We start from the raw sequence: 14,994 nt of genomic DNA, 5'->3' as shown, positions 1-14,994 counted from the left end.
CGACCCCCGTGAGCTGACGTGGAGCCGTGCCGTGGCGCGGCTCCACGTCAGCCGGTGTGGGTCGACCCGCACCGGCGACGGCCGCCCGACCGGCCGCTGACCAGCACCACCTGCCCCGTCCGGTGAAGTCCGCCGGGCGGGGCGGGGCGTTTCCCGGCGCGCGTCACGCACAATGGCGGCGTGCCACCATCCGCTCCCAGCGCAGGAGCCAGCCGCGGTCGCGTCCTCGTCGTCGACGACGACGCCGCCCTCGCCGAGATGCTCGGCATCGTGCTCCGCCGCGAGGGCTACGACCCCGCGTTCGTCTCCGACGGGGCCCGCGCCGTGGCCACGTTCCAGCAGCTGCGCCCCGACCTCGTGCTGCTGGACCTGATGCTGCCCGGCCGCAACGGCCTGCAGATCTGCGCCGACATCCGCACCCAGTCCTCCGTGCCGATCGTGATGCTCACCGCGAAGACCGACACGATCGACGTCGTCCAGGGGCTGGAGGCCGGCGCCGACGACTACGTCACCAAGCCGTTCAAGCCGGTCGAGCTGGTGGCCCGGGTGCGCGCTCAGCTGCGCCGCGGCGACACCGGTCAGGCCGAGAGCCTGGCCATCGGCGACGTCCAGATCGACGTCCCCGCCCACCAGGTCTCCCGGGACGGCGCCCCGATCGCGCTGACCCCGCTGGAGTTCGACCTGTTGGTGGCCCTGGCCCGCAAGCCGCGGCAGGTGTTCACCCGCGAGCTGCTGCTGGAGCAGGTGTGGGGCTACCGGCACGCCGCCGACACCCGCCTGGTCAATGTGCACGTGCAGCGGCTGCGCGCCAAGGTCGAGCGCGACCCGGAGAAGCCCGAGGTCGTCCTGACCGTCCGCGGGGTGGGCTACAAGGCCGGCCCGCCGTGAGCGCGCCCCGTCGTGGGGCCCTCCCGGTCCGGTGAGCACCACGATCGGGCCGCCGGTCGTCGACCGGGGGCCCCAGCCGGACGGCGGGGGCGCTCCCCGGCCGTCGCGCCGCCGGCCCGCCCAGCTGGGCCGCGGGCTCCGCCGGCGCGTGCGCCGGGTGCGCCGCCGGGCGCTGGTGCGCACCGGCCGGGGGGCCCGCCGCGTGCTGCACGCCTGGCGCGCGTCGCTGCAGCTGCGGGTGGGTGCGATCACGATGCTCGTCGCCGCCGTCGTGGTGGTGATCGTGAGCATGGTGCTGTTCACCCAGATCCGGAACCAGTTGCTCGACGTCAAGCAGCAGGCCGCCGTCGACCAGACGCTGGCCGGCGTCGCCTACGCCCAGACCGAGGTCAGCGGCATCGCCACCGGTGACTCCGCGAGCGTGCGCTCGACCCTGTCGCGCACCGTCGAGGGCCTGCAGCGCCGGGGTGGCGCGGCCGGCGACTTCGACGTGGTGATGATCTACCGCTCCGGCGAGGACGAGCGGCCGGCGGTCAGCCGCCGCGGCGTCGAGCCCGCGCTGCCGGCCGACCTGGAGGCCCAGGTGGCCGGCGGGGCGCAGGCCTACCGCTACGCCCGGGTGCCCGACCTGCGCGGCGAGCCGGTGCCCACGCTGATCGTCGGCGCGCCGGTGCCCACCGACCCCGGGGGCGGCGACAGCGTCGAGGTCTACTTCGCCTTCCCGCTGGACCAGGAGCAGGCCAACCTCTCCGGCATCCGCAGCACGGTGGCAATCACCAGCGCCGTCCTCGTCCTCTTCGTGGCCGGCATCGGCGTGCTGGTGACCCGGCTGGTCGTCGACCCGGTCCGCCGCGCCGCCGGCAGCGCCCAGCGGCTGGCCGAGGGGCACCTGGAGGAGCGGCTGGCGGTGCGCGGGGAGGACGACCTGGCCCGGCTGGCCACCAGCTTCAACGCCATGGCCGAGGGGCTGCAGCAGCAGATCACCCAGCTGGAGGGACTGTCGCAGCTGCAGCAGCGGTTCACCTCCGACGTCTCGCACGAGCTGCGCACCCCGCTGACGACCGTGCAGATGGCGGCCGCGGTGCTGCACGACGCCCGCGGTGAGTTCGACCCCGCGGTCGCCCGGTCCGCCGAGCTGCTGCAGGCCGAGCTCAACCGCTTCGAGGCCCTGCTGACCGACCTGCTGGAGATCAGCCGCTACGACGCGGGTGCCGCGACCCTCGAGCCCGAGGCGCAGGAGCTGGGCCCGCTGGTGCAGCGGGTGGTGACCGGGATGGCGTCGCTGGCCGAGCGGCACGACTGCGCGCTGCTGGTGAGCCTGCCGCCGCGGTCGGTCATCGCCGAGGTCGACGGACGCCGGGTCGAGCGCGTGCTGCGCAACCTCGTCGGCAACGCGATCGAGCACGGCCGCGGGCAGCCGGTGGAGATCACCCTGGCCGCCTCGCGGTCGGCGGTGGCCATCACCGTCCGCGACCACGGGGTGGGCCTGAGCGCCTCGGACGCCGAGCACGTCTTCGACCGGTTCTGGCGCGCCGACCCGTCCCGGGTGCGCACCGTCGGCGGCAGCGGCCTGGGCCTGTCGATCAGCCTCGAGGACGCCCGGCTGCACGGCGGCTGGTTGCAGGTGTGGGGCCTGCCCGGGCAGGGCGCCCAGTTCCGGCTCACCCTCCCGCTGGTCGCCGGCGACGAGCTCACCAGCTCGCCGCTGCCGCTGCGCCCGCCGATGCTGAGCCGGGGGCAGGCGTGACCGGCCGGGCCGCGCGGGCCGGGCTGGTCGGGCTGGTCGCCGTCCTGCTGCCGGCGTGCAGCACGGTGCCCAGCAGCTCGCCGATCACCCAGATCACCCAGGCCGCCGAGCCGCCGGCCGACGCGGTGGGCATCGAGCCGCAGGCGCCCGAGCCGGGGGCGACGCCCGAGGAGGTCGTGCGCGGGTTCATCGACGCCAACGCCAGCACCGCGCGCAACCACCCGGTCGCCCGCCAGTACCTCAGCGCGCAGGCCGCCAGCAGCTGGTCCGACAGCGACGGGGTCACCGTGATCAGTGGTGACTACGCCCCGGTGCAGGCGCAGGCGGGCACGGTGCAGGTCACGGCCAAGGAGATCGGCTCGGTCGACGAGCGGGGCGTCTTCGCCGTCGGGTCCGAGGAGGTCTTCGCCCGCACGTTCACCCTCACCGACGAGTCGGGGGAGTGGCGGATCACCGACCCGCCGGACGGGCTGCTCCTGCTGGAGCCGGACTTCACCCGCACCTACGAGCAGGTCGACGTCTTCTTCCTCGACCCCACCGGCACCCGCGTGGTCCCCGACCCGCGGTACCTGGTGGACGGCGAGGCGCAGCCCAACGCAGTGGTGGAGCGGCTGCTGTCCGGGCCGGCACCGGCGGTGGCGGCCGGGGTGGTCAACCCGCTCACCGGCGCGAGCCTGCGCAGCACGGTGGCCGTCTCCGGGCAGACCGCGACCGTCGACCTGGCCTTCCCCGCCGGCACCAGCGACGAGGCCGTCGCCTCCGCCGCCGGGCAGCTGGTCTGGTCGCTGCAGCAGGAGGAGCTCGGCCTGCAGACCGTCGAGGTGCTGCGCGACGGGCAGCCGCTGGGCCTGTCCGGCGTCCCCGACCGGCAGACGCGCGAGGACTGGCCGCAGCTGAACCCCGACGCCGCCCCGCCCAACGCGGTCGGGCACTACCTCGCCGACGGCGGGCTGCGCCGGGCGTCGGACGGCACGCCGTCCCCCGGCCCGGCCGGGGCGGGGGCGTACGGGCTGTCGTCGGCGGCGGTCTCGGTCGACCCCCGCACCGGCCAGCTCGCGCTGACCGCCGGGGTGTCGACGACCAACTCGCCCACCGGGGCGCCCGCGACGCTGTTCGCCGGCCCCTACGACGGCGACCTCGCCTGGGTGCTGGACGGCGCCAGCTTCACCGCGCCCACCACGCCGGGCACGCGGTCGGAGGTCTGGACGGTCCGCAACGGCACCGACGTGGTGCGCCTGCCGGCCGGTGGCTCCCCGCAGGCGGTCAGCGCCCCGACGCTGCCCGGCCTGGGCCGGGCGACCAGCTTCCAGCTGTCCCCGGACGGCGTCCGTGCCGCGGTGGTGATCGACGGCCCCGGCGGCGGGCGGCTCTACGTCGGCACGGTCGTCCGCGCCGACGACGCGGTCAGCGTGCGCGACCTGCGGTCCATCGCTCCGACCGTGCGGCAGGTGGTCGACGTCGCGTGGCGCAACGCCGGCCTGCTGATGGTGCTGGCCGGTGACCCGAGCGCGCAGCGGACCGTGCCCTACACCGTCGGCGTCGACGGGTTCGGGCTGGCGCCGGTGGTCACCAACGGCCTGCCGGAACAGGCCACCTCCCTGGCGGCGGCACCGGGCCGGCAGCCGCTGGTCGTCTCCAAGGGCACGGTGTGGCAGCTGTCCGGCGGCACCTGGGTGACCCTCGTCCGCGGTGCGCCGCCGCTGGCCGGGCAGGCGCCCTTCTACCCGATGTGAGCCGTCCGGGCCGGCCGCCGTCCCCATCCGGGGGTGCGGTCCCCGGACCGGCCGGCGGTCCGCTCGCCCGGCGCTCCACCCGGCAGGCTCGGTGGCGTGCCGGGGACGACGCAGGACGACGGACCGCCCGGGCTGCTGCGCACCGGGGGGCGGGCGCTGGCCGACCTGGTGCTGCCCCGCGTGTGCGCGGGGTGCGCCGGCCCCGGCGCGGTGCTGTGCCCGGCGTGCCGCAGCCGGCTGACCCGCCCGCGGCTGGCCGAGCCGCGCCGCCACCCGCCCGGCTTCCCGCCGACGGTGGCCGCCGGGGCCTACGCCGGGCCGGTGCGGCCGGCGGTGGTGGCGTTCAAGGAGCACGGGGTGGCGGAACTGGCCGCGCCGCTGGGCGCCGCGCTGGCCCTCGCGGTGGCCGCCGTCCTCGGCGGGCTGCCGCCGTCGCCGGGGCCGGTCCTGCTGGTGCCGATGCCCAGCGCACCGGCCGCGGTGCGGCGGCGCGGCCGCGACCACGTGCAGGAGCTGGCCGCGCACGCCGTCGCGGAGCTGCGCGCCGGTGGGCTGCCCGCCGGGTCGGTGCCCCTGCTGGGCCGCACCGGGCGCACCCGCGACTCCGCCGGCCTGGACGCCGCGGCCCGGCGGGCCAACCTCACCGGCCGGTTCCGGCGGCTGCCGGCGCGGCTGCCGCCGGGGTGCCGGCTGGTGCTGGTCGACGACGTCGCCACCAGCGGCGCCACCCTCACCGAGGCGGCCCGCGCCCTGACCGCCGGTGCCGGCTCCCCGGACGCCGGTGAGCCGGTCGTGGCGGCGGTCGTCGCCGCGACGGTGCGCCGGGGCCCGCGCTCGGCGCCGGCGCGCGCACCGGCCACCTTCACCGTCCGGAGGTGATCCGGACGAGTTAGGTCACTGCTCCCGGTGTCGGGACCGGGCGAGTGCGGCTAGCGTGGGTTCGATCACACCCGCCCGATCGGGAGGTCTCATGGAGATCGTGGTCCGAGGTCGCAACGTCGAGGTGCCCGAGCACTTCCGCCAGAAGGTGGAGGACAAGGTCGGCCAGCTCGAACGATTCGACAGCAAGGTCATCCGCATCGACGTCGAGTTGCTGCACGAGAAGAACCCACGTCAGGCGGCCAACTGCCAGCGTGTCGAGATCACCCTCCGCGGCAAGGGCCCGGTGGCGCGCGCCGAGGCGTGCGCACCGGACTTCTACGCCGCGCTCGAACTGGCCGCCGGCAAGCTGGAGAACCGGATGCGGCGGGCCAACGACCGCCGCCGGGTCCACCACGGCCGGCACACCCCGCCCAGCGTGCGGGTCGGCGGCGCGGCCGTCGACGTCGTGCCGGTGGGCGCCGCGGACACCACCGCCCCGATCGGCGACCTCGCCGAGGCGCCGGCGGCCCAGCCGTCCGCGGACATCGAGGCCGCGCTCGTCGACGGCCCCCTGGTCACCGACCTCGACGAGCACCTGCCCGGGCGCATCGTCCGCGAGAAGGTGCACCAGGCCACGCCCATGCACGTCGACCAGGCGCTCTACGAGATGGAGCTCGTCGGGCACGACTTCTTCCTGTTCCTGTGCGCCGACACCGGCCAGCCCTCGGTCGTCTACCGGCGGCACGCCTTCGACTACGGGCTGATCCGGCTCGGCGCCTCCGTCGCGTCGTCCGAGGGTGCCGCGGCCCCCACCGCGGCCGAGCGCGAACCCGCGCACGCCTGACCGACCCGGCCCACCCGGCGAGCCGTCCTCCGCACCCGCGGCGGGCGGCTCGCCGCACGTCCGGGCCCGCTCGTCCGCCGAGATCTGCGATCTCGTGGCCTCCCGGCAGGAGCCTGCCGCGAGCTCGCGAGTGGTGGGGGCAGGGAGGTCCTTCCTCAGTCGCCGGGCAGGCGGGAGAAGAGGGCGGCGTCGCCGCGGCTGCCGTCGCGGTAGGCGAGGTAGGAGCGCAGCACGCCCTCCTGGGAGAAGCCGGCCCGGCGGGCGACCTGCTGCGAGCCGGCGTTGCGCACGTCGGCGACCAGGTACACCCGGTGGGCGCCGAGCCCGAGGGCCCACGCGGCGAGCGCGTGGGTCAGCTCGGCCGCGTAGCCGCGGCCGCGGCCCTCGGGCGCGATCCAGTAGCCGATCTCCGGGCCCATCGGGTGCACGCCGATCCGGTGGACGCCGGTCGAGCCGACCACCTGACCGTCGACCTCCACCGCCAGGTCGGTCCCGGTGCCGGCCGCCCGTTCGGCCGGGGACTCCTCCAGCACGTAGCTGCGGGCGTGCTCGCGGGTGTAGGGCACCGGGATGTTGATCCAGCGCTGGACCTCGGGGTCCTGGCAGCCGGCCAGCACCGCGTCGACGTCGTCCTCGCGGAAGGGACGCAGTACCAGCCGCTCGGTCCGGATGGTCTCGGTGGCCAGGTCGATGCCCGACAGGTCCATGCCGCCCGGGTGTGCGCTGCTCACGCCGGGGACCCCGCCCCGGGGCCGCGGTGGCGCTCGGCGTTGCCCAGCACCCGGTCCACGCTGATCTCCAGGACGACGCGGGCCGGGTTCTCCCGCGGCTGCCGGTAGCGGGCGGCGTAGCGGGCCACGGCGTCGGCGACCGCGGCGGCGTCGTCGCGCACCACCGCCGTCCCCTCCAGCGTCGTCCAGCAGGCGCCGTCGACCTGGCAGACCGCCACCCGGGTCTGGCCGTCGCGGACGTGCCGGGCCTTTCTCGAGGTGCCCGAGGTGATCACCCGCGCGGTGCCCGTCTCCGGGTCGAGGGTGACCCCGACCGGGACGACGTGCGGGGTGCCGTCGGTGCGCAGCGTGGTGAGCGTGGCCAGGTGCCGTTCGGTGAAGAAGGCCACCAGCCCGGGCCCGAGGAGGGGATCGGGGGAGTCTGAGGTGGAGGACACGCTTCCCGACGGTACGGAGCGGGCGCGCCCGGGTAGCCGGATCGGTCGCCGCGTGGACCAGTTCGGGGGTTCGCCGCCTACGCTGGTGTCGTGGTGTTCAACAAGATCCTGCGTGCCGGTGAGGGCAAGCTCCTCCGACGGCTGTCCAAGATCGCCGACGCGGTCGACCTCCACGAGGCCGACACCGCCGCGCTGACCGACGCCGAGCTGCGCGCGAAGACCGACGAGTTCAAGGAGCGGTACGCCGACGGCGAGAGCCTCGACCTGCTGCTGCCGGAGGCCTTCTCCGTCGTCCGCGAGGCGGCCGGACGCACCCTGGGCCAGCGGCACTACCCCGTGCAGATGATGGGCGGCGCCGCGCTGCACCTGGGCAACATCGCCGAGATGAAGACCGGTGAGGGCAAGACGCTCACCGGTGTGCTGGCCGCCTACCTCAACGCCCTGCCCGGCGAGGGCGTGCACATCGTCACGACCAACGACTACCTCGCCGCCCGCGACGCCGAGACCATGGGGCGCATCCACCGCTTCCTGGGCCTGTCGGTGGGCACGATCGTCTCCGGTCAGCAGCCGGCCGAGCGCCGCGAGCAGTACGCCTGCGACATCACCTACGGCACGAACAACGAGTTCGGCTTCGACTACCTGCGCGACAACATGGCCTGGGCCAAGGCCGACCTGGTGCAGCGCGGCCACGCCTACGCGATCGTCGACGAGGTCGACTCGATCCTCATCGACGAGGCCCGCACCCCGCTGATCATCAGCGGCCCGGCCGAGACCAGCGCCAAGTGGTACGGCGAGTTCGCCCGCATCGCCCCGCTGATGAAGCGCGACCGGCACTACGAGGTCGAGGAGGCCAAGCGCACGGTCGCCGTCACCGAGGAGGGCGTGGAGTTCGTCGAGGACCAGTTGGGCATCGACAACCTCTACGAGGCGGTCAACACCCCGCTGATCGGCTACCTGAACAACGCCCTGAAGGCCAAGGAGCTGTTCAAGAAGGACCAGCAGTACATCGTCACCAACGGCGAGGTCCTCATCGTCGACGAGTTCACCGGCCGCGTGCTGGCCGGGCGCCGCTACAACGAGGGCATGCACCAGGCCATCGAGGCCAAGGAGCGGGTGCAGATCAAGGACGAGAACCAGACCCTCGCCACGATCACGCTGCAGAACTACTTCCGGCTCTACGACAAGCTCGCGGGCATGACCGGCACGGCCCAGACCGAGGCCGCCGAGCTCAACCAGACCTACAAGCTGGGCGTCGTCCCGATCCCGACGAACCGGCCGATGGTCCGCGACGACCGCGCCGACGTCATCTACAAGACCGAGAAGGCGAAGTTCACCGCGGTCGTCGACGACATCGCCGAGCGCCACGAGGCCGGGCAGCCGGTGCTGGTCGGCACCGCGAGCGTCGAGAAGTCCGAGGAGCTGGCGAAGTACCTGCTCAAGCGCGGTATCCCGCACGAGGTGCTGAACGCCAAGAACCACGCGCGTGAGGCCTCGATCATCGCCATGGCCGGGCGGCTGGGCTCGGTCACGGTGGCCACCAACATGGCCGGCCGCGGCACCGACATCCAGCTCGGTGGCAACGCCGAGTTCATCGCCGACGAGCGACTGCGGGCTGCGGGCCTGTCCCCGGCGGAGACACCGGAGGAGTACGAGGCCGCCTGGGACGACGCCGTCGCCGAGGCCAAGGCGCAGGTCAAGGCCGAGCACGACCAGGTCGCCGAGGTCGGTGGCCTGTACGTGCTGGGCACCGAGCGGCACGAGAGCCGGCGCATCGACAACCAGCTGCGCGGCCGCTCCGGCCGTCAGGGCGACCCGGGTGAGTCCCGGTTCTACCTGTCGCTGGGCGACGACCTGATGCGGCGCTTCAACGGCCCGATGCTCGAGTCGATGATGAACACCCTCCGCGTGCCGGAGGACCAGCCGATCGAGTCCAAGATGGTCAGCCGGGCGATCCGGTCGGCGCAGACCCAGGTCGAGCAGCAGAACTTCGAGGTCCGCAAGGACGTCCTGAAGTACGACGAGGTGCTCAACCGCCAGCGCACCGTCATCTACGACGAGCGCCGCAAGGTGCTCGACGGCGAGGACCTGCACGTGCAGGTGCAGACCATGGTCGACGACGTCGTGGCCGCCTACGTCAACGGCGCGACCGAGACCGGCTACGCCGAGGACTGGGACCTCGAGCAGCTGTGGACCGGGCTCAAGGCGCTGTACCCGGTGGGCCTGGACCAGCAGGAGATGCTCGACCGGATCGCCGACGGCGACCAGTCCGCGCTGTCGGCCGACGACCTCAAGGCCGAGCTGCTCGCCGACGTCCACCGGGCGTACGAGGCGCGCGAGGAGGCCCTCGGCTCGGAGGTCATGCGCGAGCTCGAGCGCCGGGTGCTGCTGAGCGTGCTCGACCGCAAGTGGCGCGAGCACCTCTACGAGATGGACTACCTGCGGGCCGGCATCCACCTGCGCGCGATGGCCAACCGCGACCCGGTCGTGGAGTACCAGCGCGAGGGCTTCGACATGTTCAACGCGATGCTCGACGGCATCAAGGAGGAGTCCGTCGGCTTCCTGTTCAACCTCGAGGTCAAGAGCCAGGCGCAGCAGGAGGCCGAGGCCGCCCAGCAGCAGGCGGCCGCCGAGGCCGAGGCGCTCGCCCGCGCCCAGGCCGGCACCCAGGCCGTGCTCGCCCGCCAGGCCGCCGCCCAGGCGGCTGCCGCGCAGGCCGCCGCGGTGCGGGCCGCGATGACCGCTGCGCCGGTCGAGGCCCCCTCCTCGAACGGCGACGGGACGGCGCCCGCCCCCGCCGCTGCCGCCGCCCCCGCCGCTGCCGCCGCCCCCGCCGCTGCCCCCGCCGCTGCCCCCGCCCCGGCCGCTGTCGAGACGCCGGCCGCCCCGGCGCCGTCGAGCAACGGCAACGGCGGGGGGACGACGACGAGCTCGGCCCGGCGCACCCGCAAGCCCGCGCCGGCCGCCGCCACCGCGACGGTGACCGCCGAGCCGGGGACCGCGGAGCCGGAGACCTCGGGCACGGGCACCGGCCCCGACCTGGGCGTCAAGGGCCTGGAGGCGCCGAAGCAGGAGCAGCTGAGCTACAGCGCCCCGAACCTCGAGGCCTCGCCCAAGGAGTCGGGTCCGGCCAAGGCCGCCAAGTCGGTGACCGTGACCGGCACCAAGGAGACCCCGCGCAACGCGCCCTGCCCCTGCGGGTCGGGCAAGAAGTTCAAGCAGTGCCACGGCGCCGCGGGCGCGTGAGGCCCTGACGCACGAGGATGCCCCGTCGACCACCCGGTCGGCGGGGCGTCCTGCTGTGCGGGTCCGTCCTCAGCCGATCTGCAGGGCGGTACAGCGCCAGCGGCCGTCGACGCCCTCGAGCCGGGCGGCGACCGCATGTGCCCGCCCGCCGCGCCGGGCCACCGCGCTCACCTCGGCCACGCCGTCGACCGGCTCGCACACCCGCACCGAGCTGACCAGCAGCGGCGCTGTCCCCTCGGTGCACCAGCGCGGCCGGCGTCCGGCGGTGAGCGCCCCGAACAGCGCCGGGCTGACCAGGCTCTGCAGCTGACCGATCGGGCGGCGGCCGGCGAAGGCCTCCAGCGTCAGCGTCACCAGCCGCCGTCCCGCGGCCTGGGCGTCGGGCAGCTCCGCGCGCTGCGACCACACCGGGCCGAAGTCCGCGGCGTCCTCCGTGCGCGGTACGGGCCGGTCGAGCCGCGGGCGGGGTCCCGGCGCGGGTGCGGGCCGGGCGGTGCGCCGGCCGGGCACCAGCAGGCGCACCGGCGCTGCCTCGTCCTCCAGCGGCGGCCCGGGGGTGGGGACGACGACCAGCCGCAGCCGGCGCGGAGCAGGGCCGGCGACGTCGTCCGGGGACGTCGGGGCGAGGTGCGGGGACGCGGTCATGGCGGCTCTCCTGGGACGGTGCGGGTGGTCGGCGGGAGGGGGCGGGGTCAGCCGGGTGGCCGGAGGACCTGGCCGGGCAGCAGCAGGTCGGGGTCGGGGCCCAGGACGGCGGCGTTGGCCAGCCACCAGGCGTGCACGGCCCGGGCGACCTCGGCGTCGGCGACCGGGGCGCCGGGGTGCTGGCGGGCCAGCCAGGCCGCGGCGATGTCCCAGAGGCAGTCGCCGCGGACGACGACGTGCCCGCCGGGCGCGGGGGCCGGCCAGTCGAGGTCGGGTGCGGGGGAGGATGTCGTCGGCCAGTCGAGGGCGACCGCGGGGCCGGCCTCGCTCGCGACCGCGACGGCCGTCGCGGGGGCGAGCACCGCGGGCAGGACCGTGGGGCCCACGGTGCTCAGGCCCACGCCGATCGCGACCGCGGCCGCCCGGCGGGCGCCGGCGGGGAGCAGACCCCGGAGCAGGACGGCGGAGACCCGGCCGGCCCACCCCGGCGCGGTGGCGGCGGCGGTCAGCAGCAGCCCCAGCGCACCCCAGGCCCAGCACAGCCAGGCCAGCGCCCCGACGCCGACGACGACGAGCGCGTCGGGCCCGGCGGCGTCCACCAGGGCCTGCGGGTCGCCGAGGGCGTCCCGCACCTCGGTCGGCCCTGGCCCGAGCAGCGCCAGCGCCCAGGCCACCAGGCCCATGACCGCGCTCGTCGCGGCCCACCGTCGGATCGACACGGCACCTCCCTCGTTCGTGCGATGACCAAACACCATCAACGCAAGCAAACGCAACCAAATGCAAGGACCTGTGGACGGGCTAGCCTGCCGACATGCGCTGGGAGCAGCTGTTCACCGACCTCGAGGCCCAGTTCGCCGCCCGGGCGGCGGCCGACGAGCGTCTCGACGAGCCGTCCCGGGTGCGCGCCGAGCACGGCCGGGTCCGGTTGGTCGACCGGTTGCGCGGCGCGGTGGGCAGCCCGGTCTCCCTGCGCTGTCCCGGGGCGGGCGAGCTCGCCGGGCGGCTGGTCGACGTCGGCGTCGACTGGGTCCTGCTGGCCGACACCGGCGGGCGGGAGGTGCTCGTGGCGACGCGGGCCGTGGCCGCCGTCGCCGGGCTGACCGCGGTCACCGCCGGGGCCGCCGGGGAGAGCGCGGTCGACCGGCACCTGGACCTGCGCCGTGCGCTGCGGGGGCTGGCCCGCGACCGGGCGGGCGTGCAGTGCCTGCTGGCCGACGGTGGGGTGCTCACCGGCACGATCGACCGGGTCGGGGCGGACTTCCTCGAGCTGGCCGAGCACCCGCTGGACCAGCCCCGCCGCCGCGGTGCGGTGACCGGCGTCCGGGCGGTCGCGCTGCCGGCCGTCGTCGCCGTCCGGACGGCCTGACGCGCGGTCGCCCGGTCAGGCCGGGCGAGGTGGATCAGCGGGCGGAGTCGGCGTCCACGCCGTCGGCGACCTGCTCCTCGGCGGCGAGTGCCCCGCCGGCCTCAGCGTACTTCTGCTGGATGAAGCGTTCCAGCTCGTCCTTCTCCACCCGCCACTGGCCGCGCCCGCCCACCTGGATGGCCCGCAGCTCGCGGCGGCGCACCATCGCGTAGGCCTGCGACCAGGACACGTTCAGGATCTCCGCGACGTCGTCGAGGGTGAGGAACCGCTGGGTGGCCATGGGGTCGTCGTCTCCTGTCGAAGGTGCCCCGTCAGTGTGGCAGCCGGGTGACATCACCCTCCGTCGTCCACCCGAAGGTGTGGACGACGGCTGCAGCCGGTCGCCGGGCTCGGTCATGATCGCCCTCCGCGGTCGTCCGCGGGCCGGTACGACAGGCGAGGGGAGACCGAACGATGAGCGTGCCCACCGCGGCGGCAGCCGCCGTCCGCACCGATGCCGTCCCGGCCGGGCCGTCGCCGCGGCGCGTCCGGCCGCCGCGCTGGCTGGACCTGCGCCTCGTGCTCGGCGTCCTGCTCGTGCTGGGCTCGGTGCTGATCGGCGCCCGGGTGGTCAGCGCCGCGGACGCGACGGTGCCGGTCTGGTCGGCCGCCGGCGACCTGGCCGCCGGCACCGTGCTGGCCGAGGACGACCTGGTCGCGGTCTCCGTCCGGCTCGACGACGCCGCCGGCTCCTACCTGGCCACCAGCACCCGGCCCGGTGGGCGGGTGCTGGCCCGCGCCGTGCGCGCCGGTGAGCTGCTGCCCCGGTCGGTGCTCGAGGGTGCGACCGGCGAGGTCCAGCTGGCCCTGCCGGTGCAGGCCGGGTACGTGCCGCCGGCGCTGGCCCACGGCCAGCTGGTCGACGTCTACGCCGTGGCCGACCCCGCCGTCGGGGCCGGTGCCGCCACCGGCGGGGACGTCGACCTGGTGCTCTCCGGCGTCGCCGTGCAGGCGGTGACCGGCCGTGGCGAGGGCGTGCTGTCGACGTCGGCCACGACGCTGCAGGTCGTGGTGGCCGTCGAGGCCGACGAGGTGCCGCGGGTGCTGACCGCGATCGGTGGCCGGGGTCTGGTCGTGGTCGTCCGCGGGTCCGTCGACGACGCGACCACCGCAGCCGAGGCCGCCGCCGAGGGTGCGGCGCCGGTGGGGCCGACCGGCTGATGGCGCTGCAGGTCTTCACCGCCGTCACCGGAGCGGCCTGGGAGTCCGAGCTGGTCGGGGCGCTCGACCGCGAGGACCACGGCGTCACCGTCGTCCGGCGCTGCGTGGACGTCGGCGACCTGCTCGCTGCCGCGACGACCGGCACCGGCCAGGCGGTCCTGCTGTCGGCGGAGCTGCGCCGGCTCGACGGCGCCGCCGTCGCGCGGCTCACCGCCGCGGGCGTCGCGGTCGTCGGGCTGGTCGAGCCGGGCGACACCCGCGCCACCGAGCGGCTGCGGCAGTGGGGCGTCGGGCGGGTGCTGTCCGCCGACGCCGACCCGGAGACGATCGCCCGGGCGCTGCGCGAGGCGGTCACCGGGGAGCGCCCCGCCGGTCACGAGGTCGGCGACCCGCGCGCCGCGCTGCCGGTGCTGGGGCTGCCGGCGGAGGAGCAGGACCGGCCGGCGGGCCGCGGCCGGGTGGTCGCGGTCTGGGGCCCCACCGGTGCACCGGGCCGGACGACGGTCGCGGTGGGGCTGGCCGACGAGGCCGCCCGCCTGGACGTCGCCACCCTGCTGGTCGACGCCGACGTCTACGGCGGCGTCGTGGCGCAGGTGCTGGGCCTGCTCGACGAGTCCCCGGGCGTGGTGGCCGCCGCCCGGCAGGCCTCGGCCGGCACCCTCGACCTGGCCGCGCTGACCCGGCTGGCCTGGGCGGTGACACCGCGGCTGCGGGTGCTCACCGGGCTGGCCCGCGCCGACCGGTGGCCGGAGCTGCGACCGCAGGGCGTGGAGGTCGTGCTCGAGGAGGCCCGCCGGCTCGCCGCGCTGACCGTCGTCGACTGCGGCTTCGCCGTCGAGGAGGACGAGGAGCTGTCCTTCGACACCGCGGCCCCGCGCCGCAACGGGGCCACGCTCGCGGTGCTGGCCGCGGCCGACGAGGTGCTGTGCGTCAGCGGCGCCGACCCGGTGGCCCTGCAGCGCACGGTGCGGGCGCTCGGTGAGCTCCGCGACGTGCTGCCCGACGTGGAGCCGGCCGTGGTGGTCAACCAGGTGCGCCGCGGCCCGGTGCCCGGCGATCCGCAGCGCGAGATCACCGCCGCGCTCGAGCGCTTCGCCGGCCGCGAGGTGCGCGCGTTCCTCCCGGCCGACCGCCGGTCCACCGACGCCGCGCTCGCCGGCGGCCGGACGCTGGCCGAGGTCGCGCCGGGGTCGCCGCTGCGGACCGGGCTGCGTGCGCTGGCCGCCGAGCTGGCCGGGGTCCCGGCGTCGACCGGCCGCCGGGGTCGTCGACGCGCCTGACCCCCGGGCGGTGGCCCGC

Annotated in this window: 14 protein-coding genes; 9 read left to right on the top strand and 5 right to left on the bottom strand. The window is 76.0% G+C overall.

Annotated features, from left to right (window positions below; genetic code table 11):
- The first annotated feature begins 180 nt into the window (after nt 1-180).
- From mtrA to hpf, 5 genes are all read left to right on the top strand, one after another.
- A complete protein-coding gene (gene mtrA, locus ACGBYP_RS06840; RefSeq protein ID WP_411582518.1) occupies nt 181-888 on the top strand; it encodes an MtrAB system response regulator MtrA in 708 nt (235 codons plus the stop codon).
- A 31-nt stretch (nt 889-919) separates the two neighbouring features.
- Complete coding sequence (gene mtrB, locus ACGBYP_RS06835) at nt 920-2,635, top strand: MtrAB system histidine kinase MtrB (protein WP_411582517.1); 1,716 nt, start codon at nt 920-922, stop codon at nt 2,633-2,635.
- Complete coding sequence (locus tag ACGBYP_RS06830) at nt 2,632-4,368, top strand: LpqB family beta-propeller domain-containing protein (RefSeq protein ID WP_411582516.1); 1,737 nt, start codon at nt 2,632-2,634, stop codon at nt 4,366-4,368. The genes mtrB and ACGBYP_RS06830 overlap by 4 nt, the downstream gene beginning before the upstream one ends.
- A 96-nt stretch (nt 4,369-4,464) precedes the next feature.
- Nucleotides 4,465-5,247 carry a ComF family protein gene (locus ACGBYP_RS06825; RefSeq protein ID WP_411582515.1) on the top strand — a complete coding sequence of 261 codons (783 nt, stop codon included), beginning with the start codon at nt 4,465-4,467 and terminating at the stop codon, nt 5,245-5,247.
- A 91-nt stretch (nt 5,248-5,338) separates the two neighbouring features.
- A complete protein-coding gene (gene hpf, locus ACGBYP_RS06820) occupies nt 5,339-6,073 on the top strand; it encodes a ribosome hibernation-promoting factor, HPF/YfiA family (protein WP_411582514.1) in 735 nt (244 codons plus the stop codon).
- Nucleotides 6,074-6,228: 155 nt separating this feature from the next.
- Here the strand turns inward: hpf and ACGBYP_RS06815 are convergent, their stop codons facing one another.
- Nucleotides 6,229-6,804 (bottom strand): GNAT family N-acetyltransferase, encoded by a 576-nt coding sequence (locus tag ACGBYP_RS06815; RefSeq protein WP_411582513.1) that lies wholly within the window; start codon nt 6,802-6,804, stop codon nt 6,229-6,231.
- Nucleotides 6,801-7,241: a TIGR03618 family F420-dependent PPOX class oxidoreductase gene (locus ACGBYP_RS06810; RefSeq protein ID WP_411582512.1), complete on the bottom strand. Its 441-nt coding sequence runs from the start codon at nt 7,239-7,241 to the stop codon at nt 6,801-6,803. Before ACGBYP_RS06810 ends, ACGBYP_RS06815 begins: the two co-directional genes overlap by 4 nt.
- A 90-nt stretch (nt 7,242-7,331) precedes the next feature.
- On the opposite strand from ACGBYP_RS06810, the gene secA reads away from it, so the two are divergent.
- Nucleotides 7,332-10,484 carry a preprotein translocase subunit SecA gene (gene secA / locus ACGBYP_RS06805; protein ID WP_411582511.1) on the top strand — a complete coding sequence of 1,051 codons (3,153 nt, stop codon included), beginning with the start codon at nt 7,332-7,334 and terminating at the stop codon, nt 10,482-10,484.
- Between the two features lie 69 nt (nt 10,485-10,553).
- Here the strand turns inward: secA and ACGBYP_RS06800 are convergent, their stop codons facing one another.
- Entirely contained in the window at nt 10,554-11,129 is a 576-nt protein-coding gene (locus tag ACGBYP_RS06800; protein ID WP_411582510.1) for an Rv3235 family protein, read from the bottom strand.
- Between the two features lie 47 nt (nt 11,130-11,176).
- A complete protein-coding gene (locus tag ACGBYP_RS06795; RefSeq protein WP_411582509.1) occupies nt 11,177-11,848 on the bottom strand; it encodes a hypothetical protein in 672 nt (223 codons plus the stop codon).
- 92 nt (nt 11,849-11,940) lie between these two features.
- On the opposite strand from ACGBYP_RS06795, the gene ACGBYP_RS06790 reads away from it, so the two are divergent.
- Entirely contained in the window at nt 11,941-12,495 is a 555-nt protein-coding gene (locus tag ACGBYP_RS06790) for a hypothetical protein (protein WP_411582508.1), read from the top strand.
- Between the two features lie 34 nt (nt 12,496-12,529).
- Here ACGBYP_RS06790 and ACGBYP_RS06785 read toward each other — a convergent pair whose 3' ends face one another.
- Nucleotides 12,530-12,775, bottom strand: coding sequence for a helix-turn-helix domain-containing protein (locus ACGBYP_RS06785; protein WP_411582507.1), 246 nt, complete (start codon nt 12,773-12,775; stop codon nt 12,530-12,532).
- A gap of 173 nt (nt 12,776-12,948) precedes the next feature.
- Here ACGBYP_RS06785 and ACGBYP_RS06780 point away from each other — a divergent pair, with 173 nt between their 5' ends.
- On the top strand, nt 12,949-13,695 hold the full coding sequence (locus ACGBYP_RS06780; protein ID WP_411582506.1) for an SAF domain-containing protein: 747 nt from the start codon (nt 12,949-12,951) through the stop codon (nt 13,693-13,695).
- Nucleotides 13,695-14,975, top strand: coding sequence for a CpaE family protein (locus ACGBYP_RS06775; RefSeq protein ID WP_411582505.1), 1,281 nt, complete (start codon nt 13,695-13,697; stop codon nt 14,973-14,975). Before ACGBYP_RS06780 ends, ACGBYP_RS06775 begins: the two co-directional genes overlap by 1 nt.
- Nucleotides 14,976-14,994 lie beyond the last annotated feature (19 nt).

Source organism: Modestobacter sp. SSW1-42 (genome assembly GCF_046635825.1).
Classification (GTDB): Bacteria; Actinomycetota; Actinomycetes; order Mycobacteriales; family Geodermatophilaceae; genus Modestobacter.
Note: the sequence above shows the minus strand (reverse complement) of the source record. Positions and strands in the feature narration are given on the sequence as shown.

What these genes read in the sequence shown, in the direction of transcription:
- hpf (WP_411582514.1), top strand. Translation starts at nt 5,339, where the DNA reads ATGGAGATCGTGGTCCGAGGTCGCAACGTCGAGGTGCCCGAGCACTTC.
- ACGBYP_RS06800 (WP_411582510.1), bottom strand. Translation starts at nt 11,129, where the DNA reads ATGACCGCGTCCCCGCACCTCGCCCCGACGTCCCCGGACGACGTCGCC.
- ACGBYP_RS06790 (WP_411582508.1), top strand. Translation starts at nt 11,941, where the DNA reads ATGCGCTGGGAGCAGCTGTTCACCGACCTCGAGGCCCAGTTCGCCGCC.
- ACGBYP_RS06785 (WP_411582507.1), bottom strand. Translation starts at nt 12,775, where the DNA reads ATGGCCACCCAGCGGTTCCTCACCCTCGACGACGTCGCGGAGATCCTG.
- ACGBYP_RS06780 (WP_411582506.1), top strand. Translation starts at nt 12,949, where the DNA reads ATGAGCGTGCCCACCGCGGCGGCAGCCGCCGTCCGCACCGATGCCGTC.
- ACGBYP_RS06775 (WP_411582505.1), top strand. Translation starts at nt 13,695, where the DNA reads ATGGCGCTGCAGGTCTTCACCGCCGTCACCGGAGCGGCCTGGGAGTCC.